This is a genomic window from Mesorhizobium wenxiniae, assembly GCF_002284535.1.
Classification (GTDB): Bacteria; Pseudomonadota; Alphaproteobacteria; order Rhizobiales; family Rhizobiaceae; genus Mesorhizobium; species Mesorhizobium wenxiniae.
The window spans coordinates 103,292-124,170 of record NZ_NPKH01000020.1; the positions used below are offsets into that span (position 1 = coordinate 103,292).

The 20,879-nt window shown below is 62.5% G+C and carries 20 protein-coding genes and 2 pseudogenes; 7 read left to right on the forward strand and 15 right to left on the reverse strand.

The window, feature by feature from the left end:
* Window positions 1–29 precede the first annotated feature (29 nt).
* The gene (locus CIT31_RS10750) at window positions 30–272 is read left to right on the forward strand and encodes a hypothetical protein (RefSeq protein WP_065012325.1); all 243 of its coding nucleotides are present in this window, start codon (window positions 30–32) and stop codon (window positions 270–272) included.
* An 85-nt stretch (window positions 273–357) separates the two neighbouring features.
* Here CIT31_RS10750 and CIT31_RS10755 read toward each other — a convergent pair whose 3' ends face one another.
* Window positions 358–1,074, reverse strand: coding sequence for a hypothetical protein (locus CIT31_RS10755; RefSeq protein ID WP_095518598.1), 717 nt, complete (start codon window positions 1,072–1,074; stop codon window positions 358–360).
* 11 nt (window positions 1,075–1,085) lie between these two features.
* Complete coding sequence (locus tag CIT31_RS10760) at window positions 1,086–2,198, reverse strand: endonuclease/exonuclease/phosphatase family protein (RefSeq protein ID WP_095518599.1); 1,113 nt, start codon at window positions 2,196–2,198, stop codon at window positions 1,086–1,088.
* A 165-nt stretch (window positions 2,199–2,363) separates the two neighbouring features.
* Here CIT31_RS10760 and CIT31_RS10765 point away from each other — a divergent pair, with 165 nt between their 5' ends.
* Together CIT31_RS10765 and CIT31_RS10770 are read left to right on the forward strand one after the other, a co-directional pair.
* On the forward strand, window positions 2,364–2,942 hold the full coding sequence (locus CIT31_RS10765; protein WP_095518600.1) for a BA14K family protein: 579 nt from the start codon (window positions 2,364–2,366) through the stop codon (window positions 2,940–2,942).
* Window positions 2,943–3,128: 186 nt separating this feature from the next.
* Window positions 3,129–3,413 carry a PilZ domain-containing protein gene (locus CIT31_RS10770; RefSeq protein WP_029352109.1) on the forward strand — a complete coding sequence of 95 codons (285 nt, stop codon included), beginning with the start codon at window positions 3,129–3,131 and terminating at the stop codon, window positions 3,411–3,413.
* A gap of 175 nt (window positions 3,414–3,588) precedes the next feature.
* Here CIT31_RS10770 and ilvC read toward each other — a convergent pair whose 3' ends face one another.
* Window positions 3,589–4,608: a ketol-acid reductoisomerase gene (gene ilvC, locus CIT31_RS10775; protein ID WP_029352111.1), complete on the reverse strand. Its 1,020-nt coding sequence runs from the start codon at window positions 4,606–4,608 to the stop codon at window positions 3,589–3,591.
* A 24-nt stretch (window positions 4,609–4,632) separates the two neighbouring features.
* Window positions 4,633–5,298, reverse strand: a complete 666-nt coding sequence (locus tag CIT31_RS10780; RefSeq protein WP_425350605.1) for a TetR/AcrR family transcriptional regulator — start codon at window positions 5,296–5,298, stop codon at window positions 4,633–4,635.
* 180 nt (window positions 5,299–5,478) lie between these two features.
* Here CIT31_RS10780 and CIT31_RS10785 point away from each other — a divergent pair, with 180 nt between their 5' ends.
* Window positions 5,479–5,907: an anthrone oxygenase family protein gene (locus CIT31_RS10785; protein ID WP_095518602.1), complete on the forward strand. Its 429-nt coding sequence runs from the start codon at window positions 5,479–5,481 to the stop codon at window positions 5,905–5,907.
* Between the two features lie 37 nt (window positions 5,908–5,944).
* Here CIT31_RS10785 and CIT31_RS10790 read toward each other — a convergent pair whose 3' ends face one another.
* Complete coding sequence (locus CIT31_RS10790; protein ID WP_065012361.1) at window positions 5,945–6,403, reverse strand: MarR family winged helix-turn-helix transcriptional regulator; 459 nt, start codon at window positions 6,401–6,403, stop codon at window positions 5,945–5,947.
* A gap of 100 nt (window positions 6,404–6,503) precedes the next feature.
* On the opposite strand from CIT31_RS10790, the gene CIT31_RS10795 reads away from it, so the two are divergent.
* Window positions 6,504–7,265 carry a glutathione S-transferase family protein gene (locus CIT31_RS10795; RefSeq protein WP_095518603.1) on the forward strand — a complete coding sequence of 254 codons (762 nt, stop codon included), beginning with the start codon at window positions 6,504–6,506 and terminating at the stop codon, window positions 7,263–7,265.
* Here CIT31_RS10795 and CIT31_RS10800 read toward each other — a convergent pair.
* Both CIT31_RS10800 and CIT31_RS10805 read right to left on the reverse strand, forming a co-directional pair.
* Window positions 7,228–8,461: pseudogene (locus tag CIT31_RS10800) on the reverse strand (FAD-dependent oxidoreductase). The gene CIT31_RS10795 and the pseudogene CIT31_RS10800 sit on opposite strands and share 38 nt — an antisense overlap.
* 94 nt (window positions 8,462–8,555) lie before the next feature.
* Window positions 8,556–8,966, reverse strand: a complete 411-nt coding sequence (locus tag CIT31_RS10805) for a winged helix-turn-helix transcriptional regulator (RefSeq protein ID WP_029352119.1) — start codon at window positions 8,964–8,966, stop codon at window positions 8,556–8,558.
* A 136-nt stretch (window positions 8,967–9,102) separates the two neighbouring features.
* Here CIT31_RS10805 and CIT31_RS10810 point away from each other — a divergent pair.
* Window positions 9,103–9,994 (forward strand): annotated as a pseudogene (locus tag CIT31_RS10810) (SDR family oxidoreductase).
* A gap of 157 nt (window positions 9,995–10,151) precedes the next feature.
* On the opposite strand, the gene CIT31_RS10815 reads toward CIT31_RS10810, so the two are convergent.
* A complete protein-coding gene (locus CIT31_RS10815) occupies window positions 10,152–12,065 on the reverse strand; it encodes a potassium transporter Kup (RefSeq protein WP_095518604.1) in 1,914 nt (637 codons plus the stop codon).
* 103 nt (window positions 12,066–12,168) lie between these two features.
* Entirely contained in the window at window positions 12,169–12,909 is a 741-nt protein-coding gene (locus tag CIT31_RS10820; RefSeq protein ID WP_029352125.1) for a pyridoxine 5'-phosphate synthase, read from the reverse strand.
* 113 nt (window positions 12,910–13,022) lie between these two features.
* On the opposite strand from CIT31_RS10820, the gene CIT31_RS10825 reads away from it, so the two are divergent.
* A complete protein-coding gene (locus CIT31_RS10825) occupies window positions 13,023–13,445 on the forward strand; it encodes a SpoIIAA family protein (RefSeq protein ID WP_095518605.1) in 423 nt (140 codons plus the stop codon).
* Between the two features lie 19 nt (window positions 13,446–13,464).
* Here the strand turns inward: CIT31_RS10825 and CIT31_RS10830 are convergent, their stop codons facing one another.
* From CIT31_RS10830 to CIT31_RS10855, 6 genes are all read right to left on the reverse strand, one after another.
* The gene (locus tag CIT31_RS10830; protein ID WP_095519313.1) at window positions 13,465–14,592 is read right to left on the reverse strand and encodes an ATP-dependent DNA helicase; all 1,128 of its coding nucleotides are present in this window, start codon (window positions 14,590–14,592) and stop codon (window positions 13,465–13,467) included.
* 147 nt (window positions 14,593–14,739) lie between these two features.
* Window positions 14,740–15,123, reverse strand: coding sequence for a nitrile hydratase accessory protein (locus tag CIT31_RS10835; protein ID WP_164891962.1), 384 nt, complete (start codon window positions 15,121–15,123; stop codon window positions 14,740–14,742).
* Window positions 15,110–15,769: a nitrile hydratase subunit beta gene (nthB, locus tag CIT31_RS10840; protein ID WP_095518606.1), complete on the reverse strand. Its 660-nt coding sequence runs from the start codon at window positions 15,767–15,769 to the stop codon at window positions 15,110–15,112. The genes CIT31_RS10835 and nthB overlap by 14 nt, the downstream gene beginning before the upstream one ends.
* Window positions 15,766–16,371: a nitrile hydratase subunit alpha gene (gene nthA, locus CIT31_RS10845; RefSeq protein WP_095518607.1), complete on the reverse strand. Its 606-nt coding sequence runs from the start codon at window positions 16,369–16,371 to the stop codon at window positions 15,766–15,768. The genes nthB and nthA overlap by 4 nt, the downstream gene beginning before the upstream one ends.
* Before the next feature lie 70 nt (window positions 16,372–16,441).
* The gene (locus CIT31_RS10850) at window positions 16,442–19,606 is read right to left on the reverse strand and encodes an efflux RND transporter permease subunit (protein WP_095518608.1); all 3,165 of its coding nucleotides are present in this window, start codon (window positions 19,604–19,606) and stop codon (window positions 16,442–16,444) included.
* Window positions 19,603–20,841, reverse strand: a complete 1,239-nt coding sequence (locus tag CIT31_RS10855; protein WP_095518609.1) for an efflux RND transporter periplasmic adaptor subunit — start codon at window positions 20,839–20,841, stop codon at window positions 19,603–19,605. The genes CIT31_RS10850 and CIT31_RS10855 overlap by 4 nt, the downstream gene beginning before the upstream one ends.
* Window positions 20,842–20,879 lie beyond the last annotated feature (38 nt).

A 20,879-nucleotide genomic window follows, 5' to 3' on the forward strand; every position in this document is an offset into this window, starting at 1 on the left:
TCGCCTTGGGGATATGGGGGAATAGTGGGATGAGCAAGAAAGAGCGTGTGATTTTGGTGACGGTGATCATCGAGGCCGCATTGGCGGGCCTTTGGTGGTACTTGGCCAGCTATGGCATGGCCAACCCCGATCATGTCACCGCCGATTTCCAACAGGTTGTCGGTCAGACGATGGGAACGGCGATGGGTGCGCTGCTGGGGATCGGCGTCATGCTGTTTTTCGTCGCCGCCCGCAACGACCGCAAAGCCATCGAAAACAAAATGCGTCGTTAGAGCGACGTGCGTCCACTTGGACGCACAAAGTACGCTCTAACACTTTGAACCTTTGCATGGTGCTTTCCGATTTCGGGCCGATGCGTCAGTCCTTGCCGGCAAAATGCCACTCGATCAGTGGCTTCATATGCGGCATCAGCCCGTCCGGCAGGTCATCGGCATTGCGGATGATAACAGGCCCGTCGATTTCCGGCTCTGCCTCGGCGGCGACAAAGGCACTGATGCGCTGCGCGACCTCGTCGGCGGATGCCGTCTCGCGATAGCGGCGAAAGATCACCGTGCCGGTTGCCGTCGACAGGGCATAGTAGCGCCTACCGCGTGTCGCGCCGGCAAGGTCGAGGCCGGTTTCTTCCCGCACCTCGCGGATCATGTTGAAGTCGACATCGACAAGGCCGTCGCGGAAATCGGTTGGCTCGAACGAGCCGGCGGCGAAGTAGACGCGGCCGGCATTGACCGTGTGCGACGCCATGCGGATCGCTACCAGCGCGTTGTCGCCGGCGACCAGCATGGCATGGGCATAGGCGTGCTCGGCCCCAGCTACCTGCCGGTTGCCGCGCCAAAGCATGAAGGTCGAGTAGCGCACCGCATGGCAGCGGCCCACGAGGCTGTTATCGCGATAGCTGAGCGCCGAAAGCAGCACCACGGTGCCGTCGAACAACGCCGGATTGGCTGCGGTCTCGCGCCGCCAATTCTCGGCGATCGCTTGCGCATTATCGCGCTCGAACGGATGCGGGCCGGGGTCGAGCCTGACGTTGACGGCGTCGACCGGCAGGATGATGTTGCGCGGCAGGTCGAAGCTCAACGGAGCGAGCCTCAGGCCATTTCAAGGGTGATCGCCACCGGACAATGATCCGACGCTTTCGGCCGATCCCAGCCGGCACGCGGAAAGCGGTCCACCTCCTGGCCCGCCGGAAAGATCGTGCGCCAGGGCTGGCCGTTGCGGATGATGTCGGGAACGGCCGTCGCGTTCTTGGCTGCCAGTGCCTTCGACAACAGGATGTAGTCGAGCTGGCACAGATGCCGCTCTTGCGGTCCGCGCGTATGGTATAAGGTCCAACGATCCATCTCCGGGCGCCGCTCGACCGCATTCTCGCAAAAGCCGCCGGCGGTGAGCACGTTGAGGCAGGACTGGCTCTCATCGATCACCTCGAAGCGGTAGCCGTCAAAGGCGTCGCCGGAGATCTTCACGCGCTGCCGATAATCGTTCATGTCGCCGCAGATCGCCCAGTACTTGTCGGCGGCGTGATCCCCACCGAAACGCTCCTCGATGATCCGGCGCACCGCTTGCGCCTCGGCGATGCGCAGCGGCATTGTCGCCTGGCGCCCGTCGAGACCGTTGCGGGGCGAGCCCATCGACTTGAAGTGCACCAGATAGAGCGTCAGCGGCACGCGACCGACGGTCAGGTCGATCTCCAGGCAGTCGCGCCGGAAGATGCGCTGGTTTGCCTGATGCCCAAGCGCTGCCAGTTCCGGCGTGTGCAGGCCGAATTGTTCGAACGTGACATAGGCGTGGCTTGTCATGCGCACGAATTCGATCGGCTGACCCTGAGCGGTCTCGTTGCGCATCATCACGGCGACGTCGATGCCGCGCGAATCGTTGCCGGCGGTAGTGTATTTCTGGCGGTAGCCATGCCCGACCATCTTGAACAGATAACCGTATTCGAAAGCCTTCAGCGCCTCGATATTGTCGACCTCCTGCATGCAGATGATGTCGGCGCGGGTAGCCGCGATAGCCAACGCCGTCAGCTGGCGCGTATCGTCGGATTGCGCAATCGCCCGCGCCTGCTCCAGCATCTTGTATTCGGCCTCGCTCTGGATGTCGAAGAGCGCCAGCGTGCGATCTTCGTTGAGCTGGTTGCGGTATCCGGAAAAATCGAACCTGTTCATCAGGTTTTCGACATTGAAGGTGGCGAGGCGCAGCGACATGGCGGTGACCTTTGCCCACAAGCGCGCCCGAAAACAAGGGCCTGCCCTGCCCGTCATGGTTGACGAAACCTTTCCGTTCATCCTCCGTTCAGGCGCGAAGTTCCATGAATGACATTCTTCCTCGGGGTATTCGGGCGTGGGGCCTGAAATTTCTTGGAGAGTGCAATGAAACCGCTCTTTTCTCTTTCTGTCAGATCCGGGCTGCTGGCGCTGGGTCTTCTGGCCGGCCTGACGGCTCCCTCGCTTGCCGGCCCAATTGCCAACCCTGTCCTTCCGGTGCCGGCCAACGCCGTCGCCCCCGACATTGTGCCGGTCCGCGAGAGTTGGGCCGGCGGCAACGACAGGCGGATGCTGAGCGAATGGCGCTGGCGCAATCGGCACGGCATCCGGGAGTGGCGGGGCGGCGGCGATCATCGGAGATGGCGCGGTCGCGACGAAGCCTGGAGATGGCGTGATCGCGACGATGGCTGGCGCTGGCGCCACCGTCGTCATCATCGCCGTCATTTCAACGATTCCGCGATCTTTTTCGGCCTCGGCCTCGGGCTGCCCGCCTACAACTATTATAGCGGGCCGAGCTACTATGAGCCGGGCTATTACCCGCCTCGGCGTCAGTATCGCACACAAAGGTTTTCCAGCGCCCATGTCCGCTGGTGCTACGACCGCTACCGGTCGTATCGCGCCTGGGACAACACATTCCAGCCCTATGGCGGTCCACGCCAGCAGTGCTGGTCGCCTTACAGCTGAGCGGAGCGACTGATGAACTCCAGACGGCGCCGCGCCGCGCCGCGCCGTTTTTTATCTGGCGCCACTTCGTCTGAAGTTCTTGCCGCCCTTTTCTGAGCGATGATAACGCTATGTTTATCAGGCGGGCCTAATTATCTTGCCGATCGCACCACATGAAATGCGACGATCGCCTGGGATTGGCGCGCGATGGCTGAAGACGAAAACAGGGACAAACGCAGGCAGCGCGTCTTCAAGGGCGCGACGATCCTAACCGGCATGACCAATTCCGAGGTCACGTGCACGGTGCGCAACATGCATGACGGCGGCGCCGAACTGAAGGTCTCGATCGACGCACGCGTGCCCGACGAGTTCCTGCTCTATGTGCCGACCGACGGCATCGCCTACAAGGCAGTGGTCCGCTGGCGCCGCGAGGACCGCATCGGCATCATGTTCACCGGCACCGAGCCAAAGCCCCACTGGCACTACGGCTAAATCCTCTGCACGGGGCCCCTTTAAGCAGTCGACGAAGTTAGGCGAGAGAAAAATCTCCTAGAATACCCCGACGAGCAGTGCAGCCCCGGCAAGTAAGATAGAGGCGGAGGCCCACAGGACCCAAAGGCCTCGCATCCTGGGCCGGCGGATCGCTCCGCCGGCTCTTACGCAAAGATCAGTTCTTGGCCTTGTCGACCAGCTTGTTCTTGGAAATCCACGGCATCATCGCGCGCAGCTTGGCGCCGACTTCCTCGATCTGATGGCTGTCATTGTTGCGGCGGATGCCCTTGAAGCGGGACATGCCGGCGCGATACTCCTGCATCCATTCCGAGGTGAACTTGCCGGTCTGGATATCCTTCAGCACGCGCTTCATCTCGGCCTTGGTCTCGGCGGTGATGATGCGCGGGCCCGAAACATATTCGCCCCATTCGGCAGTGTTCGAGATCGAGTAGTTCATGTTGGCGATGCCGCCCTCATAGATCAGGTCGACGATCAGTTTGACCTCGTGCAGGCACTCGAAATAGGCCATTTCCGGCGCGTAGCCGGCTTCCACCAGCGTCTCGAAACCGGCCCGGATCAGCTCGACCAGACCGCCGCACAGCACCACCTGCTCGCCGAACAGGTCCGTCTCGCACTCCTCGCGGAAATTGGTCTCGATGATGCCCGAACGACCGCCGCCGACGCCGCAGGCATAGGACAGAGCGAGATCGAGCGCATTGCCCGAAGCGTCCTGGTTAACGGCGACCAGGCACGGCACGCCGCCGCCCTTCTGGTATTCGCCGCGAACCGTGTGGCCGGGCCCCTTCGGCGCGATCATGACGACGTCGACCGAGGCCTTTGGCTCGATCAGGCCGAAGTGCACGTTGAGGCCGTGGGCGAAGGCGATCGCCGCGCCGTCGCGGATGTTCGGCGCGATCTCGGATTTATAGATGTCGGCCTGCAGCTCGTCGGGCGTCGCCATCATCATCAGGTCGGCCCATTTGGCGGCCTCCGCCACGCTCATCACCTTGAGCCCGTCTGCCTCGACCTTCTGGGCGGTCGCCGAGCCGGCCTTCAGGCCGATTGCGATATCCTTAACGCCGGAATCCTTGAGATTGAGCGCATGCGCCCTGCCCTGGCTGCCATAGCCGATGATGGCGACCTTCCTGCCCTTGATCAGGTTGAGATCGGCATCGCGATCGTAATAGACACGCATTTTTCTTTCCTTCCCGTTGTGAATTCAGAGGCCTTGCGGCCCGGTTTTTGCTCCGTAAAGAGCGAGAAACTGCTGCGTTGCCCGGACGGCATCGCCGCCGATTGCCGCATCAGTCAATTCCAGCCGGTCGCCGAGCAGCAGGCGGATCTGCACGTCACGGGCGACCAGCCCAAAAAAGGTACGGAATGCCGCTTCGGCATCCGAGAACTCGAGAAACCCGGCCTGCCGACCGGCTTCCAGCACCGGCTTCAGGCGCCTGGCCAGCGCGAAGCGGCCGTTCTCCAGCACGACGGCACCAAGATTGTCCTTGCCGCCTTTGCGCCGGATTGGACCGGCACGGCCGACCGCCACCCGGTTGAGCGCGACCGAGGTGTCGCTCGAAATCACCTTCAGCCAATCCGAGGCGAAGCGTTCTAGGCTCGCGGTCAGCGAGGCAAGGTCGAGCCCCTTGCGGTCGACCGGCACTACGCGCACCTTGGAAGCTTGCCATTGCACCGTTGCCGTCAAAAGCCCGTCGCGATCGCCGAACCATTTGTAGAGCGTTTCCTTGGAACAGCTCGCCCGCCGCGCCACGGCGGTCATGGTCAACTGATCGCCCTCCTCGACCAGAAGGCGAAGTGCGGCGTCGAGCACGGCTTTCTGCCGTGCCGTCAGCGCTTCGCCGGTGTCGATGTCGACGCTTGCCTGCAACAAACTCTTTTCCTGCTCGATGACGGCGCCAGCCAGGTCAGTACCGTACGTTACGGTTCGGCATGTCTATGCCGTATTGTCGGACCCGGTGCAAGCCCTATCTCCGCTTTTGGACGCCTAGCAAACCGGAATGGCCTCCACTGGAACGGCCCGACTGAAACGGCATGTCACGGAGGGAAGATGCTTGTCGGTCTGCTTGCATTGACCGTTACCGCCGCTTTCGCGGGCGCCGCCATCTATGTCAGCGTTGCCGAGCAGCCGGCGCGGCTTCGTCTCGATGACAGGGCACTGCTGCAGGAATGGCAGCCCTCCTACAAACGCGGCGCCGCTATGCAGGCGTCGATCGCCGTCGTTGCTTGTGTTCTTGGTGTCATTGCCTGGTGGCAGACCGGCAATCTCGCCTATCTGGTCGGGGCGGTGCTGATCATCCTGCCCTGGCCATGGACGCTGATCGCAATGATGCCGACAAATCGACTGCTGGAGGCGATGGACGCGGCCGCCGCCAACCCGCAAGCCCGGGCGTTGATCGTCAAATGGGGCAATCTGCATCTGATTCGCGTCATGCTTGGCGTGCTGGCGGCACTGGCATTCCTGTGGGGAAGTGTCTGACGTCGCTGCAACGATTTTTCAGCGCCAAAAGGCCACATTACTCCAAGGCGGCTGGATGGCGCAGCCGCCCAAGCAGAGCCGACAAGGTGTCGAGATCATCATCTGAAAGCCTGGCGCCGACCAGTTCCGCGATCGATCGTCCGTAGACGGCCCACATGCGGCGGCGCGTCTCGCGCCCCTTCCCCGTAATGCGGATAGTCTGTCCCCGCCCGTCATCGGCAACCCTGAGCTTCTCGACCAGCCCGTCCGCTTCGAGCCGCGCCAACAGCCGGGAGATGTTGTATTGCGCAAACAATGTGCGCTCGATCAGCTGGAATGGCCGCAAGCCGCCCTCGCCCGCTTCGGCAAGCTCATGCAGCACATCGTACCAGGCAAGCGGCGGTAAGCTGCTGTCCTTCAGCGCGTCTTCAGATCTTTCCATCAGCTGGCGCGAAACGCGCATCAGGCGCGCCCAGGCTTTGATGGCAGCGGGCGAAGGACTGGTTTTCTCCGTCATGATTGCAGCATAGGCGATAGATGCAATTGCATCAAGCTTGACGGTTAATGCGGATGCATCTATATAGATGCAGTTGCATCGATAATCGGAAGACACTGCCATGAAACATGAAATCTGCAAGATCGCCGACATCCCGGAGACGGGCAGCCTGGTGACCGACAAGCTCGTTCTCGTCAGCCATCACCTTTGTCCCTATGTGCAGCGCGCGGCCATCTCGCTCGCCGAAAAGGACGTGCCGTTCGAACGCCTCACCATCGATCTCGCCAACAAGCCGGCCTGGTTCAAGGCGATATCGCCGCTCGGCAAGGTACCGCTGCTGCGCGTGCAGCAGAATGGCGAGGAAACCGCGATCTTCGAATCGGCGGTCATCCTCGAATTTCTTGAGGAAACGCTGGCCAACCCACTGCACCCTGCCGACCCGCTGGCCCGCGCCCGGCATCGCGCCTGGATCGAGTTCGGCTCGGCCATCCTCAACGCAATCGGTCGACTCTATTCCGCACCGACCGAGGCCGCCTTCCTTGCCGAAAGCCAAGGTCTGTCGGCAATGTTCGATCGTCTCGAAATAGAACTGGCGGCTGGCCGAGCTGGGCCATGGTTTGCCGGCCAGCGCTTTTCACTGGTCGATGCTGTCTACGGACCAATCTTCCGCTATCTCGACGCGTTCGATCGGATCGACGATTTCCGTATCCTGAACGGAAAGTCGCTAGTCGAGGCCTGGCGGAAGGAATTGCGCGAACGCAAGTCGGTGAAGAACGCTGTCGCCCCGGATTATCCACAGCGCCTTCATGCATTCCTGCAAGCGAAGGGTTCGCATCTTTCGAAGCTTATCCGCCGCAACCAGGCGGCCACCGCGCTTCCTTGATACCGATCCGCCTAAACGGATCGACCACGGTTCCAGCCACCATCGAGGCAAGGATGTTTGGCACTGGCGGGATTTTCGCCACTGACGCCACCAGACTGTCGCGGACAAACGGCATCACGGTCGAATCCGACTGGTGGAACGGCGTCAGCATCAGCGACAGCGCCTGAAACACCCGGACATGCCACCGCCGCGCCCGGACGTAGGTCTCGAGCCCAGTATCGACACGATCCGTTCCTATGAGCGCGTAATTGAGCGCTGCCGCGTCGAGCAGCGCCATGTTAGCCCCTTGCCCGAGCTGCGGGCAGGTCGAATGCGCCGCATCGCCGATGACCGCCCATCGCCTTCCGGCCGGCAGATTGAGCGTGTGATGGCCGTAACGCGCCAGCGAGAGCTGGTCGAAACTGTCGATTTGGCTCGTGAACGCCTCGCATTCGGACCACAGCCGAACCACCCTCGCCTTCCAAGCGTCGAAGCCTGTCGCCCTGACCTGCCCTGCGTCCGCCGGCTTCAAGCTCCAGAAGAATGCCGCCATCTTCTCGGCTCCGGGTTCCGGCCTGCCGATCGGCAGCACGCCGATCATCACGCTCGCTCTGTCGTAACACTGCAGCAGGGCGTGCTCGTCGAAGCCGTCGCCGTGCCAGCCAAGCGACGCCCAGAACGCGCCGTAGGCGAGCGGCCGCGGTTTACCCGGATTCTGCACACGCTGCCGCAATCGGAGCGCGAACCGCTGGCATCGACCACCAGATCGAACGGCCCTATCCTTCGTTGCCGCAGATCAGCGTTGTCCGCTCGCCGGTTTCCAGCGTCTCGAGTTCGACGCCGGTTTCGATGGCGATCGCCTCGCGCCGGACGGCGCGGAAAAGCACGCCGAACAAGGCCGCCCGGTGCACCGCCAGCCCGAAACGGCCGCCGCGCTGCGCATCATAGCGGACGTCGAGCACGGTGAGGCCGGTTTTCGCATCGGCGCCATGCAGGCGGTCGATGCGGCTGCCCAGCACCAGGATGTCGTCGAGCAGGCCGAGATCGGCAAGCACCGTCAGCCCGGTCGGCTGCAGGATCAATCCGGACCCGACTGGCTTTGGCGCGTCGAAGCGCTCGAAGATGGTGACCCGGTGCCCGGCACGCTTCAGATAGAGTGCCGCGGCCAGTCCGGCCGGGCCGGCGCCGGCAATCGCGATGTCCAGAGAAATGCCCATTGCCCGCCGAATCTTCTCGCCCAAGCCGGACAATCCTTCAGCGGTATCGCCAATCAAGCCGTCGCACTTGGCATTGCCACTCCGGCATTGATGGTTAAGTCTCGGTAGCGTCGAATGCGTTCCGCGCGTCGCGCACAGCGCCATGATTGAGCTCGGCCCACTGGAGCAGCTGGTGCAGGGGTCCGAACATCGAGCGTCCGAGATCGGTCAGACTGTATTCGACGCTTGGCGGCTTGGTCGGGAACACCTCGCGATGGACGTAACCGTCGCGCTGCAAATCGTGCAGCGTCTGGGTGAGCATGCGCTGTGAAATGTCGGGTACCAGCCGCCGCAATTCGCCGAACCGGTACGGCTTTTCTGCCAGCGCCATCATCAGCAGCGAACTCCATTTGTTGCTGATGCCTTGGATCACATCGCGAACCGGACAGTCCGCAATGTTCCCCCCGCCGCTGCCCGCTTTGTAAATCTCGAGCTTCGATCTCAGACCGACGATTTTGCTGTCCATCGCTGGTTCCCTGCGCCTGCCTACCTCCCGCAAAACTGCCTTCTTTACGAGGGTCGGTCAATTCCTATTTTAGTGCTGGTCTCTTTTTGAGACTTATATAAGCACCCGCCGCTCCGGCGCAACGACAGGACTTCTCATGACCGAAACCCTTCTCGTCACCGGCGCCTCCGGCCAGCTCGGCCGCGGCGTCATCCATCATCTGCTGGACACGCTCAAGGTTCCGCCCGCACGGATCATCGCCGCCACCCGTAATCCGGAAAACCTCGCCGACCTAGCGACGCGCGGCGTTGCCATCAGGCAAGCCGATTTCGATGACACGGCGTCGCTCGTCGAGGCATTCAAGGGGCGCCGGCAGGGTCCTGATCATCTCGACCGGGGAGATCGACCTTGGGGGCAAGCGTCTCAAGCAGCACGAGAATGCAGTCGCAGCCGCCAGGGAGGCCGGCGTTTCGCATCTGCTCTACACCTCGATGCCCAATCCTGAGCCGGTATCGCCGGTGCTGTTTGCGGGCGATCACTACGGGACCGAGCAGGCGATCAAGGCGAGCGGCATCCCCTACACGATTTTCCGCAACGGCTGGTATCAGGAGAACCTGTTCATGTCGCTGCCGCATGCCATTGTTTCGGGGCAGTGGTACACATCGGCGGCCGACGGCCGCATCGCCCATGGCGCTCGCGACGACATGGCCGTGGCGATCGCCGCCGGTCTTGCCTCGGGCGATACCGAAAGCACCACATACACGCTGACGGGTCCGCAGGCCTACACGGTCGCCGAGATCGCGGCCCTGGTCACCGACGTCACCGGCAGGCCCATCGAGGTCGTTCAGCTTTCGGATGAAGCCTTGACCGACGGTCTGACGGCCGCCGGCGTTCCCTCGGATTTTGCTCCCGTTGTCGTTTCCTTCGACACCAACACGCGCTCCGGCCGCATCGGCGTGGTGACCGACGCGATCGAGACACTTTCAGGCAAAAAGCCGCAATCGCTGAAGCAATTTCTTGAAGCGAACAAGGCAGTGCTAGCCGGCTGAAGTCCGCCGTGGTCAGGGGCATGTCGAGATTCAGGTCAGGCCGGGTCGAGAATGGTGGGTTCCGAGAACCGGAACGGAGCGGACATTTGGTCCGTGAGTACCGGAAGCGCAGGAACCCGCCGTTCGCAGGCCGGCCTCACCTGAATATCGGCATGTCCTAGATAGCCACCTGCGTTCCGATCTCAACCACACGTCCGGTCGGGATCTGAAAATACTCCGTCGCATCCGCTGCCGTGCGCGCCAGCCCGATGAACAGCTTGTCCTGCCACACCGGCATGCCGGAATTGGGTGACGCCTTGAGCGAGCGCCGCGACAGGAAGAAGGAGGTCGTCATGATGTCGAACTTCCAGCCCTGCTTGCGGCAGATCGCCAGCGCACGCGGGATGTTGGGCTGTTCCATGTAGCCGAAGGTCAGCGTCACCCGCATGAACAGCTCGTTGATCGTTTCCATCTTGACCCGCTCGCTGTCGGGCACCACGGGCTGCTGCGCCGTCACCACCGAGAGGATGACATTCTGTTCGTGCAGCACCTTGTAGTGCTTCAGGCTGTGCATCAGCGCCGTCGGAGCGCTGACGGGATCGCTGGTCAGGAACACGGCCGTACCGGACACCAGCTGCGGTTTCTTCTTCAACAAATTGCCGGCAAGGAAATCGAGCGGAATCTCGTTCCTGCGCGTCTTGTCGAATAGGTAGCGACTCCCGCGTATCCAGGTTCCCATGACCAGCCCCATGATGCAGGCAACAGCGATTGAAACCCATCCGCCTTCCACGAATTTCACGATATTTGCCAGGAAGAAGCCGGTGTCTATCGTGCCAAAGAGCAGCGCAAGCGCCGCAGCGAGTGCGGTCTGCCATTTCCATTGCCACCGCATCACCACGAATAGCAAAATAGTCGTCATCAGCATTTCGCCTGTCACCGAAATTCCATAGGCGGAAGCCAGGGAACTCGAACTGCCAAAGCCGACGACCAGCAGCATTACGCCGAGCGCGAGAATGAGATTCACGCGTGGCATGTAAATTTGGCCGAGTTGCATCTCGGAAGTATGCTGAACTTCGATTCTGGGCAGAAGATTGAGCTGCACCGCCTGCCTGGTCAGCGAAAACGCCCCGGAGATAACGGCTTGACTGGCGATGACAGTCGCTGCTGTGGCGAGCCCGACCATCGGTATCAGTGCCCAATCTGGCAGCATCTGGAAAAACGGATTGTCGGGCAGCCCCCCGTGAGCAAGAACGAACGCGCCTTGCCCAAAATAGCTGAGTAGCAGGCAGGGGAAAACGATCCAGAACCAGGCTAGCACGATTGGACGGCGACCGAAGTGCCCGAGATCGACGTAAAGCGCTTCAGCACCGGTAACCGCCAGAAAAACCGCACCGACTGTGAGAAATGCACCCGTTTTGGCTTCGGCAAGGTAGGCGACCGCATAGTAGGGGTTGATTGCCAAAAGCACCGACACATCGTCAAGAATATGCACCAATCCGGCAATGCCGATCGCCAGGAACCAGAGCGCCGTCACCGGCCCGAAAACGGAGGCCACTCTACCGGTCCCGAAGCGCTGCACGGCAAACAAGACGGCAAGAATCACCAATGTAATGGGAACCACGTACGGATCGAACGCCGGGGTCACGACGCTCAGGCCTTCCACCGCTGAAAGCACCGAGATGGCCGGCGTTATGATCGCGTCGCCGAAAAACAGTGCGGCTCCGCAGAGACCAATGGCAAGAATGATGCCGGAACCAGCCGGATAAGCTTTCCGGGCCAGCGCCATAAGCGACAGGGTACCGCCTTCACCCTTGTTATCCGCCCGAAGCACGAAGGCGACGTATTTGATTGTCACGATAATCGTCAATGCCCAGACGATCAGCGACAGAATGCCCAGAACGGCACTGCGCGGATCGGTGCCGGACGAAGCATGCAGTGCTTCGCGAAGCGCATAGATCGGGCTGGTGCCGATATCGCCGTAGACCACGCCGAGAGCGCCCAGCATCAAAACCTTGGTGCTGTGCTTTTCGACCTCAGGATGGCTTGATTGTTCGACTGGTTCTGCCTCACTACCACTGTTGGTAAGGGCCATGGACGACACTCCGATAAGCGCGCGGTGCTCTACGCTTGCTGCGATGCAATATCAAGTGCCCCAACGTGATGGCTGCCATGTCCGCAAAGCGAGGCTTCCATCGCTACCACCCACAGGCCTTCAGAAATCTTTTGACCGTACCGGCCATGCCATACTCCAACGCATCGGCTGTCAACCCATGTCCGATCGACACTTCGGCCAGTGCCGGAATGCGCTTTGCCAATGCCGGCAGGTTGTTCACCACCAGATCGTGCCCGGCATTGACCTGAAGTCCGGCGGCAAGCGCGGCATCCGCGGTTTTCCCTAATCTTTCCAGCTCCTTCGCCGCTTCTGCCGAATCGGAATGATAGCTGCCATATGGACCCGTGTAGAGCTCGATCCGGTCGGCGCCGGTGTCGCGCGCGGCCTTCATGCCTGCCGGATCCGGGTCGGAAAACAACGACACGCGAAAGCCCCCCTTTTTCAGGCGTTTGACGACCAGCGTCAGGAACGCCGCCTCGGCGGCAAAGTTCCAGCCATGGTCGGAGGTGGCCTGGGCAGGGTCGTCGGGCACCAGCGTCACTTGCTCCGGCTGGTGCTTTTCCACAAGCGCCAGGAAATCCTCGCTCGGATAGCCCTCGATGTTGAACTCCGCCTGAGGGAATTCGTCGTCGATCAGCGCCCTGATCTGCGGCAGGTCGGAATGCCTGGTGTGCCGCTCGTCGGGCCGCGGATGCACTGTCAGCCCATGCGCGCCCGCGGCAAGTGCGATGCGTCCGAGCCCGGTGACGCTTGGCCACGGCAGATCGCGCCGGTTGCGCAGCATGGCGATGGCATTGAGATTGACGGAGAGTTTTGCAGGCATGGCTTCTCGGGTCCGGACGTATTTGCGGCCACCTATAACGCCTTTGGCGGGAACAGACAGGGGGTTTCCGGTGTTCCAGAGGAACGAATAAATATCCAGCAAGAGGAAGGCCCGTGAATTATCTTGAAGCCGTGCCGGCGGTTCGCCGCATCGACACCGACCGCGACGACCTGTTCGCCATCGACGTCGTCGGCCATATCACGGCCGCCGACGCGGAGAATCTGTTCGGTTTGCTGGAGGCGGCTTACGCGCTGCACCCGAGAATCGACGTGCTGGTGCGTCTGGTCGATCATGACGGCGTCGACTGGGCCGATGTGTCGGACAGTACTATCGAACAGGGCACCGCCGATGCCGTGGCGCATATCGGCCGCTGTGCGGCAATCGGCGAGCCAAACTGGATACCGGGCGCACAAGGCATCTTGCCCGCCTCCGTGCCAATCGAATTCCGGCATTTCGAGGCCGAGGACGAAGCGGCCGCCTGGGAATGGCTGGGCGCCAAGCCGCTTAGTGCGCCGGTGATGCCAGCAGGGTCATGATGGTGACGCGGGATCGATCCTATCTGACGATCGTCAGCCCTTCGGCCGCGCGCGTGATCGCGGTGTAGAGCCAGCGCTGGCGGGTTTCCTTGAACGCCCAGCTTTCGTCGAAAAGCACGATATCGTTCCACTGCGAGCCCTGCGCCTTATGCACGGTCAGCGCGTAGCCATAGTCGAAATCGTCGAAGCGCTTTTTCTGCTGCCAGGGAATATCGGCGTCCGGGTCCTCGAACGCCGCTTTGAGCAGCTTGATCTTGGCAACGCCGCGGTCCGGATCGTCCTCCTCCGGTGAGACCAGCAAATTGATGCCGGGTTTCACCGTCTCGCGCGACGAGGTCATCACCTTCCACAGCGAGCCGTTGAGCAATCCCTTGGCCGGGTCGTTGCGCAGGCAGACGAGCTTGTCGCCGGCCTGCGGGTAGTCGGCATTGAACCCCTTCAGTTCGCGCAGCCGCTGATTATACCGACGCCGCGTCCTGTTGGTGCCGACCAGCACCTGGTCCGCCTTCAGCACCAGTTCCTGGGTGACATCTTCCTTGCCGATCACCTGCGCCGTGCCATAGTCGCCGCGCATGAATTCGCGTCCCTCGCGTACGTCGAGCGCCAGCCGGATGATCGGGTTGTCGCGCGCCTGCCGGTGGATCTCGGTGAGCAGAATATCCGGCTCATGGTCGGTGAAGAAGCCGCCGCCCGAGATCGGGGGCAACTGCCCGGGATCGCCGAGAACGAGGATCGGCGTGCCGAAACTCATCAGGTCGCGGCCGAGCTGTTCGTCGACCATCGAACATTCGTCTATGACCACGAGCTTCGCCCGCGAGATCGGGCTCTGCCGGTTGAGCGAGAAGGTCGGCGACATCGAAGTCTTGCCGGTCACCTCGTCCGCTACCGTCTCCTCGCCCTTCGGCCGGTAGATCAGCGAATGGATGGTGCGGGCATTGACCGCGCCCTTGGAACGCAGCACCTGCGCCGCCTTACCGGTGAAGGCGGCGAACTGCACCTGGCCGTCGACATGCTCGGCAAAATAGCGCGCCAGGGTCGTCTTGCCGGTACCGGCAAAGCCGAACAGCCGGAAGAGCTGCGGCTTTCCGGTCTTGAGCCAGGTGGCGACCGCTTTCAGCGCATCGTCCTGTTGAGGAGAGAATTCCATCAGCGCGAGAGACCGGATTCGCGAGGGAAAGACAAGGCCGACGACTACCGGCACCAAGATCATCAGTGGCGGGTCTACCGCCGACAATAACGCAAGTTATCAGGCAGAGGTCGGAACGTAAAGGGAACAAAGTCGAGCCGCCACGACCTAACCGGTCGGGCCGCCACGACCTTCGGTCCGGCTGGGATCGTTCTCCAGCAGGATCGGCTTGCCATGGGGCGTTGCGTGCGCGGCGCGTTCCCAGGCAGCGGCAAGCGTATCGACATCGCTTTTGCCGGCGACGCCTTTGGCCGACAGCAACTTTTCCAGTGCTGCCAGCCAGTGCTCGTAATAATCATGGCCATCGCTCGCGGCACCCGGCTTCTTGACCTCGGCGGACAAGGCGTCCGCCCATTCGCTCCAAGAGAACAGGCCCTTGTCGTGCAGCGCGACCGTCATGGCGAAGGCTTCCGCTTGCCATGGCTCGGCGAAAACCGGCGCATCGACGCCGGCCGGCAGCGCGGTGACTGACTTCGCCTCACGCCGGTTCAAGATAGCTCTCCCAGGCGTCGATCGACACGGTCAGCGTCGGGTCGGCGCCCTCGCCCCAGATTTCCGCGCCCTCAAAAACCACCGTATAGACCCATTGCGGGTTTTCGCCTTGCCCATGCGCGTTGGTGTCGGGAAAGACAAAACCATCGCGCACCGCCTCGACGGCGCCTTGCTTGCCGCGTGCGTAGCGCGGCAGCCGCGTATGGCCGGTCGGATGAAAATTCTTCGTCTGCACGAGGTCGCCCGCCTTGAACCGAGCCGGGGTGGCGATCGGCCGGTCGCATGGGCCGCCCGTGGCCAGCACCGCCAGCACGTTTTCCGCCTTCAGCACCCTTTTGGGCGCCGCCGCTGGATCGACCGCCTTGCCCGCGACCAAATCGCGATCGCTGACGAAGCCATGCCGCTTGAGCAAGGTTTCCAGCGCCTTGATCCAGATCTCGTAGTAGCTGGAGGCATAGTAGTCGGCTGGATGCAGCGACTCCCGCGCATGCCGGCTCTCGTCGATGTTCCACGCCCCCATCGCGCCGGCGCACAGCGTCACGCCCAGTGCACGCCTTTCCCAGGCGGCATGGAAATAGGGCTCGTCCTTCTCAGGCGCGACCGGCCCGAACCCCATCTGTCCGCCGAGATCCTGCGGCCCGTTCATTTCGGCGCCCCGGCCAGTTCGGTGCCGATCATCGCGTCGCGCGTCACCAGATCCGCCAGCCGCTCCTCGCTCCAGTCCTCGGTGCCCTTCGGCCGCGTCGGCACGACCAGATAGCGGAGCTCGGCAGTAGAGTCCCACACCCGGATTTTGGTCGTTGCCGGCAAGGTCAGCCCGAATTCTTCGAGCACGCCGCGCGGATCGATCACTGCACGCGAACGATAGGGCGGCGCCTTATACCAGACCGGCGGCAGGCCGAGCACCGACCACGGGTAGCACGAGCACAGCGTGCAGACGACGAGGTTGTGCGTGTCAACCGTGTTGAAGACGGCCTGCATATGCTCACCTTGCCGTCCGGTGTAGCCGAGCGAGCCAATCGCCACCGTCGCGTCGCGTTTCAGCAAGGCAGCAAAGTCAGGATCGACCCAGGCCTTCGCCACCACCTTGGCGCCGTTGCGCGGGCCGATTTTTGTCTCGTAGGTGTCGACGATCACGTCGATGGCGGCCGGATCGATCAGCCCTTTCTGGGTAAGGATCGTCTCCAGCGCGCGCACCCGGGCGGCAAAAGGATCAAGCTCGTTGTCGTGGTCGTGATCATGGGACATGGGCGTCAAATTACGATCGCGAGCCGCCGGCGGCAAGCGCCACGGCTTGGGCCAGTGAAATCCATCGGCTTTACTCTGCAGCCGCCTTTTGCGGCTCGCCCTGCAACTCTTCTCCGCCCTCGAACATCGACGGCTGGTCGACGGTTTCGACCGGTAGCTGCTCGTCCCGACGCTGCGGCCACAGCCCGAGAAGCCAGCCGGAAAAATGCTCCATGTAGACATAGATGACCGGCGTGACGAACAGCGTCAGCGCTTGCGAAGCGACCAGGCCGCCGACCACCGCAACGCCGAGCGGCTGGCGCAGTTCCGCGCTGGCGCCGGTCCCGAGCGCGATCGGGATCGTGCCCATCAGCGCCGCCAGCGTCGTCATCATGATCGGACGAAAGCGCATCAGGCAGGCCTTGTGGATGGAATCGAGCGGCGACATCCCCTCGCGCCTGAGTTCGAGCGCAACGTCGATCATCATGATGCCGTTCTTCTTGACGATGCCGATCAGCATCAGCATGCCGATGACCGCGATCACCGACAGGTCCATGCCCGCAAGCCGCAACGCCACCAGTGCGCCGAGCACGGCCGACGGCAGTCCGGTCAGGATGGTGAGGGGATGGATGAAGCTCTCGTAGAGGATGCCGAGGACGATGTAGATGGTCAGGATCGCGCCGCCGATCAGCAGGCCCTGGTTGGCAAGCGAATCCTGGAACGTTTTCGCCGTGCCCGAAAAAGTGGTCGAGATCGTCGCCGGCATTCCGATCTTTTCCTTCAGCGCATTGATGTGGGTCACGCTGTCACCGAGCGCGACGCCCTGCGGCAGATTGTAGGAGATGGTCACCGCCGGAAGCTGGCCGAGCTGATTGACGGTCAAGGCGCCGGCGGTCCGATCGACACTGGCGAAAGCGCCGAGCGGCACCAGGCTGCCGCTGGCCGTCCTCACCTTGATCGCCAGCATCCTTTCTGGCGACCACTCGATCCTCGGGTCGAGCTCCATGATCACCTCATAGCTGTCGGCCGAACCGAAGATGGTCGACACTTGCTCGGTGCCGAAACCGCCATAGAGGCTGGAGCGCAGCGTATCGGTGTCGATGCCGAGCGTCGCCGCCTTGTCCCGGTCGACCACCAGCGACGCCTGCAAGGCGTTGTTCTGCAAATCATTGGTGACGTCGGTGAAGGCGCTATGGTCAGCGGCCATCGCGTAGGTGAGCTTCTGCGCCCAGCTGTCAGCCGCGCCGATGTCGAGGCCCTGCACGACGAGCTGATAGGCGCTGGCCGAAGCGCGCGCGCCGAGCCGCAGATTCTGCACCGGCTGCATGAAAGTTTCGATGCCGGGAACATTGGCCAGCTGCCGCCGCAGATCCGAGAGCACCTTGTCGATATCGGGGCGCTGGTCCTTGTCCTTCAATTGCACATAGAGCCGGCCCTGGTTGAGCGCGTTGTCTCCGCCGCCTACCGACCACCCTACATGCGAGACATAGGGTGAATGGGTGAAGACATCAGCCACTTGCCCCTGCAGCTTCACCATGGCGTCGAACGAAATGTCCTGGCGCGCGGTGGTCGTCACCGAAATCTGGCCGATATCCTCCTGCGGGAAGAAGCCCTTCGGCGAGGTCTGGATCAGCCAGACCGACAGTGCGGCCGTTCCGATAAAGACGAGAAAAACCAGGAAACTGTGCCGCAGGCAGAAGGTCAGCAGCCAGCCATAGCCTCGCATGAAGAAATTGTGCCTGTGATCTCCGCCCTGCGCTGCTTCGCGCTCGGCCTTCGACACCGATAAAAGCCGCGAGCACAGCATCGGCGTCAGTGTCAGCGACACGAACATCGACGCCAGGATGGCGACTGTCACCACCACCGCGAACTCGTTGAAAATGCGGCCGATCACTCCGCCCATCAAAAGCACGGGGATGAACACCGCCACCAGCGAGATCGAAATCGAAATGATGGTGAAGCCGATTTCCCGCGCACCTTTGAGCGCCGCGTCGGGGGCCGAGAGCCCATCCTCCTCCATGTGGCGGAAGATGTTCTCCAGCATGACGATCGCATCGTCGACGACAAGGCCGACCGCCATTGTCAGACCCATCAGCGATATGTTGTCGATAGAAAAGCCGAACAGGAACATGGCGCCGAGCGTGGCGATCAGCGAGGTCGGCACCGCCACCGCCGGGATGATTGTCGCGGTTACCCGGCGCAGGAACAGGAAGATCACCATCACCACCAGTGCGATGGTGAGCAGCAGCGTGAACTGCACGTCGTCGACCGCCTCGCGGATCGAAGTCGAGCGGTCGTTGAGCAACTGGATACTGGCCGCCGCCGGCATTTGATCCTGGAAGGACGGCAGCATCGCCTTGACGCGGTCAACGACGTCGACGGTGTTGGCATCGGGCTGGCGCTGCACCGCCATGATGATCGCGCGGGTGCCGTCGTACCAGCTTGCCGTCGTCGTGGTCTCGACCGAATCGATGACGCGGGTCACCTCGCCGAGCCGCACCGGACGGCCGTTCCTGGTGGCTATAATGATGTTGGAAAATCCCGCCGCGTTGTTCAGCTGCGTATTGGCGGTGATCGTCAGCTGCTGCTTGTCGTTCTGCAGCACGCCGAGCGGCGTGTTGCTGTTGGCCGAGGCGATCGCCGTCTGCAGCTGGTCGATCGAGATGCCGCGTGCGGCGAGCGCCGTCGGATCGATCTGGACGCGCACGGCGTATTTCTGCTGCCCGAAGATCGAGACCTGCGCCACGCCTTCGATCGTCGACAGCGACGGCGAGATCACATTCTCGGCAAAGGCATCGAGATCGGTCAGCGGAACCGTGTCGCTGACCAGCGACATCAGGAGGATCGGCGCATCGGCCGGATTGACCTTGCGGTAGCTCGGCGGGCTGGTCATCTCGGGCGGCAATTGCCGCTGCGTTCGCGCGATCGCCGCCTGCACGTCGGCCGCCGCGGCGTCGATGTCGCGATTAAGCACGAACTGGATGGCGATCGAGGTGGAGCCAAGCGAATTCGTGGTCGAGATCGAATCGATGCCGGCGATGGTGGCGAACTGCTTGATCAGCGGCGTTGCCACCGAGGTCGCCATGGTTTCCGGCGAGGCGCCGGGCAGCGAGGCCGAGACGTTGACCACCGGAAACTCGGCGCTCGGCAGAGCGGCCACTGGCAGGAACTTGTAAGCGAACAGCCCGCCCAGCACGAGGGCAAAGGACATGAGCAGGGTGGCGACGGGCCTGCGGATGCAGAATTCGGAGATCATGGGCGCGTCCCGGCCGCCTTGCCAGCCTCCGCAACCCTTGGAGACGCCTGATCGCCGGTTCCGACCTCGGCTTCGCGGATCGGCGAACCGTTCTTCAGCTTTGCCTGGCCCTCGACGACGACACGTTCGCCGCTTTTTAGCCCCTCGCCGATAGCGCTGCTGTCGCCTTCGGTCAGCGCGACCTGCACGGGCCGCATCTCCACCGTCTCGTCAGGCTTGATCACATAGACGAACGGTCCCTTCTGGCTGGGCTGGACCGCAACCGTGGGAACGGAGGTCATTTGCGGCATGATGCCGGCATCGAGAACGACATTCACATATTGGCCCGGCCACAGCGAAAGATCGGCATTGGGCACGCGGGCACGCGTTGCGATCGTGCCGGAGGCTGTGTCGACGCTGGAATCGACGAAATCGAGGGTCCCCTTGCCGATCGGCGTCGGATCGCCGTCCCCGGTCAGCGTGACTGCGCCTTCCCTTGGCTCCGCCAGCGCCTTGTGCAGCAAGGCAAGATCGCTTTCCGGAAGATTGAAGTTCACCTGCAACGGGTCCACCTGGGTGATGGTCACCAGCGGGGTCGACGTGCTGTTGCCGTTGCTGGTGGTGACAAGATCGCCGATCGCGACGTTGACCGCGCCCAGCCTGCCGGAAATCGGCGCCGTGATCGTGGCAAAGCCGAGTTGGACAGCGTCGGCATCGAGCGACGCCTTGTCCGCATCGACTGTGGCCGCAGCGGACTTCTGCGCGGCGATTGCCTGATCATAGGTTTGCTGCGTGCCAGCCTGCCTGGCGACAAGGTTCTTGGCGCGCTCAAGATCGGCCGTGGCACTGGCAAGCAGCGCCTCGTCCTTGGCGAGCGTCGCCTGGTCACGGGCCTGTTGCGCCTTCAGTGAGCGGTCGTCCAGCGAGAACAGAAGGTCGCCAGCCCTCACCATCTGCCCGTCCTTGACGGCGATCGATGTGATCTGGCTCGAGATCCGTGCGTTCACGCTGACCACGGCGGGGGAGGATACGAAGCCGATGGCGTAGCGCCGGATCGGGAAATCGGCCGTCGAAGCGGTGGCGGCAACCACCGACGTCGAACGTGCGGCATTTGCGGCGGCCGCCGGTTTGTCAGGAGCCGCCTGCCCCGCTGACAGCATCTGCCGGACCTTGTCCGTTGCCGCGGGCGAAAGGTAGAGCCCGGCTGCGACAAGGCAGGCGGCCGCAAGCACCGCAAGCACGATCTTCCGACGCATTGTCAAAAGCCTTCTATCCGACACGCCATGGTTCGGTG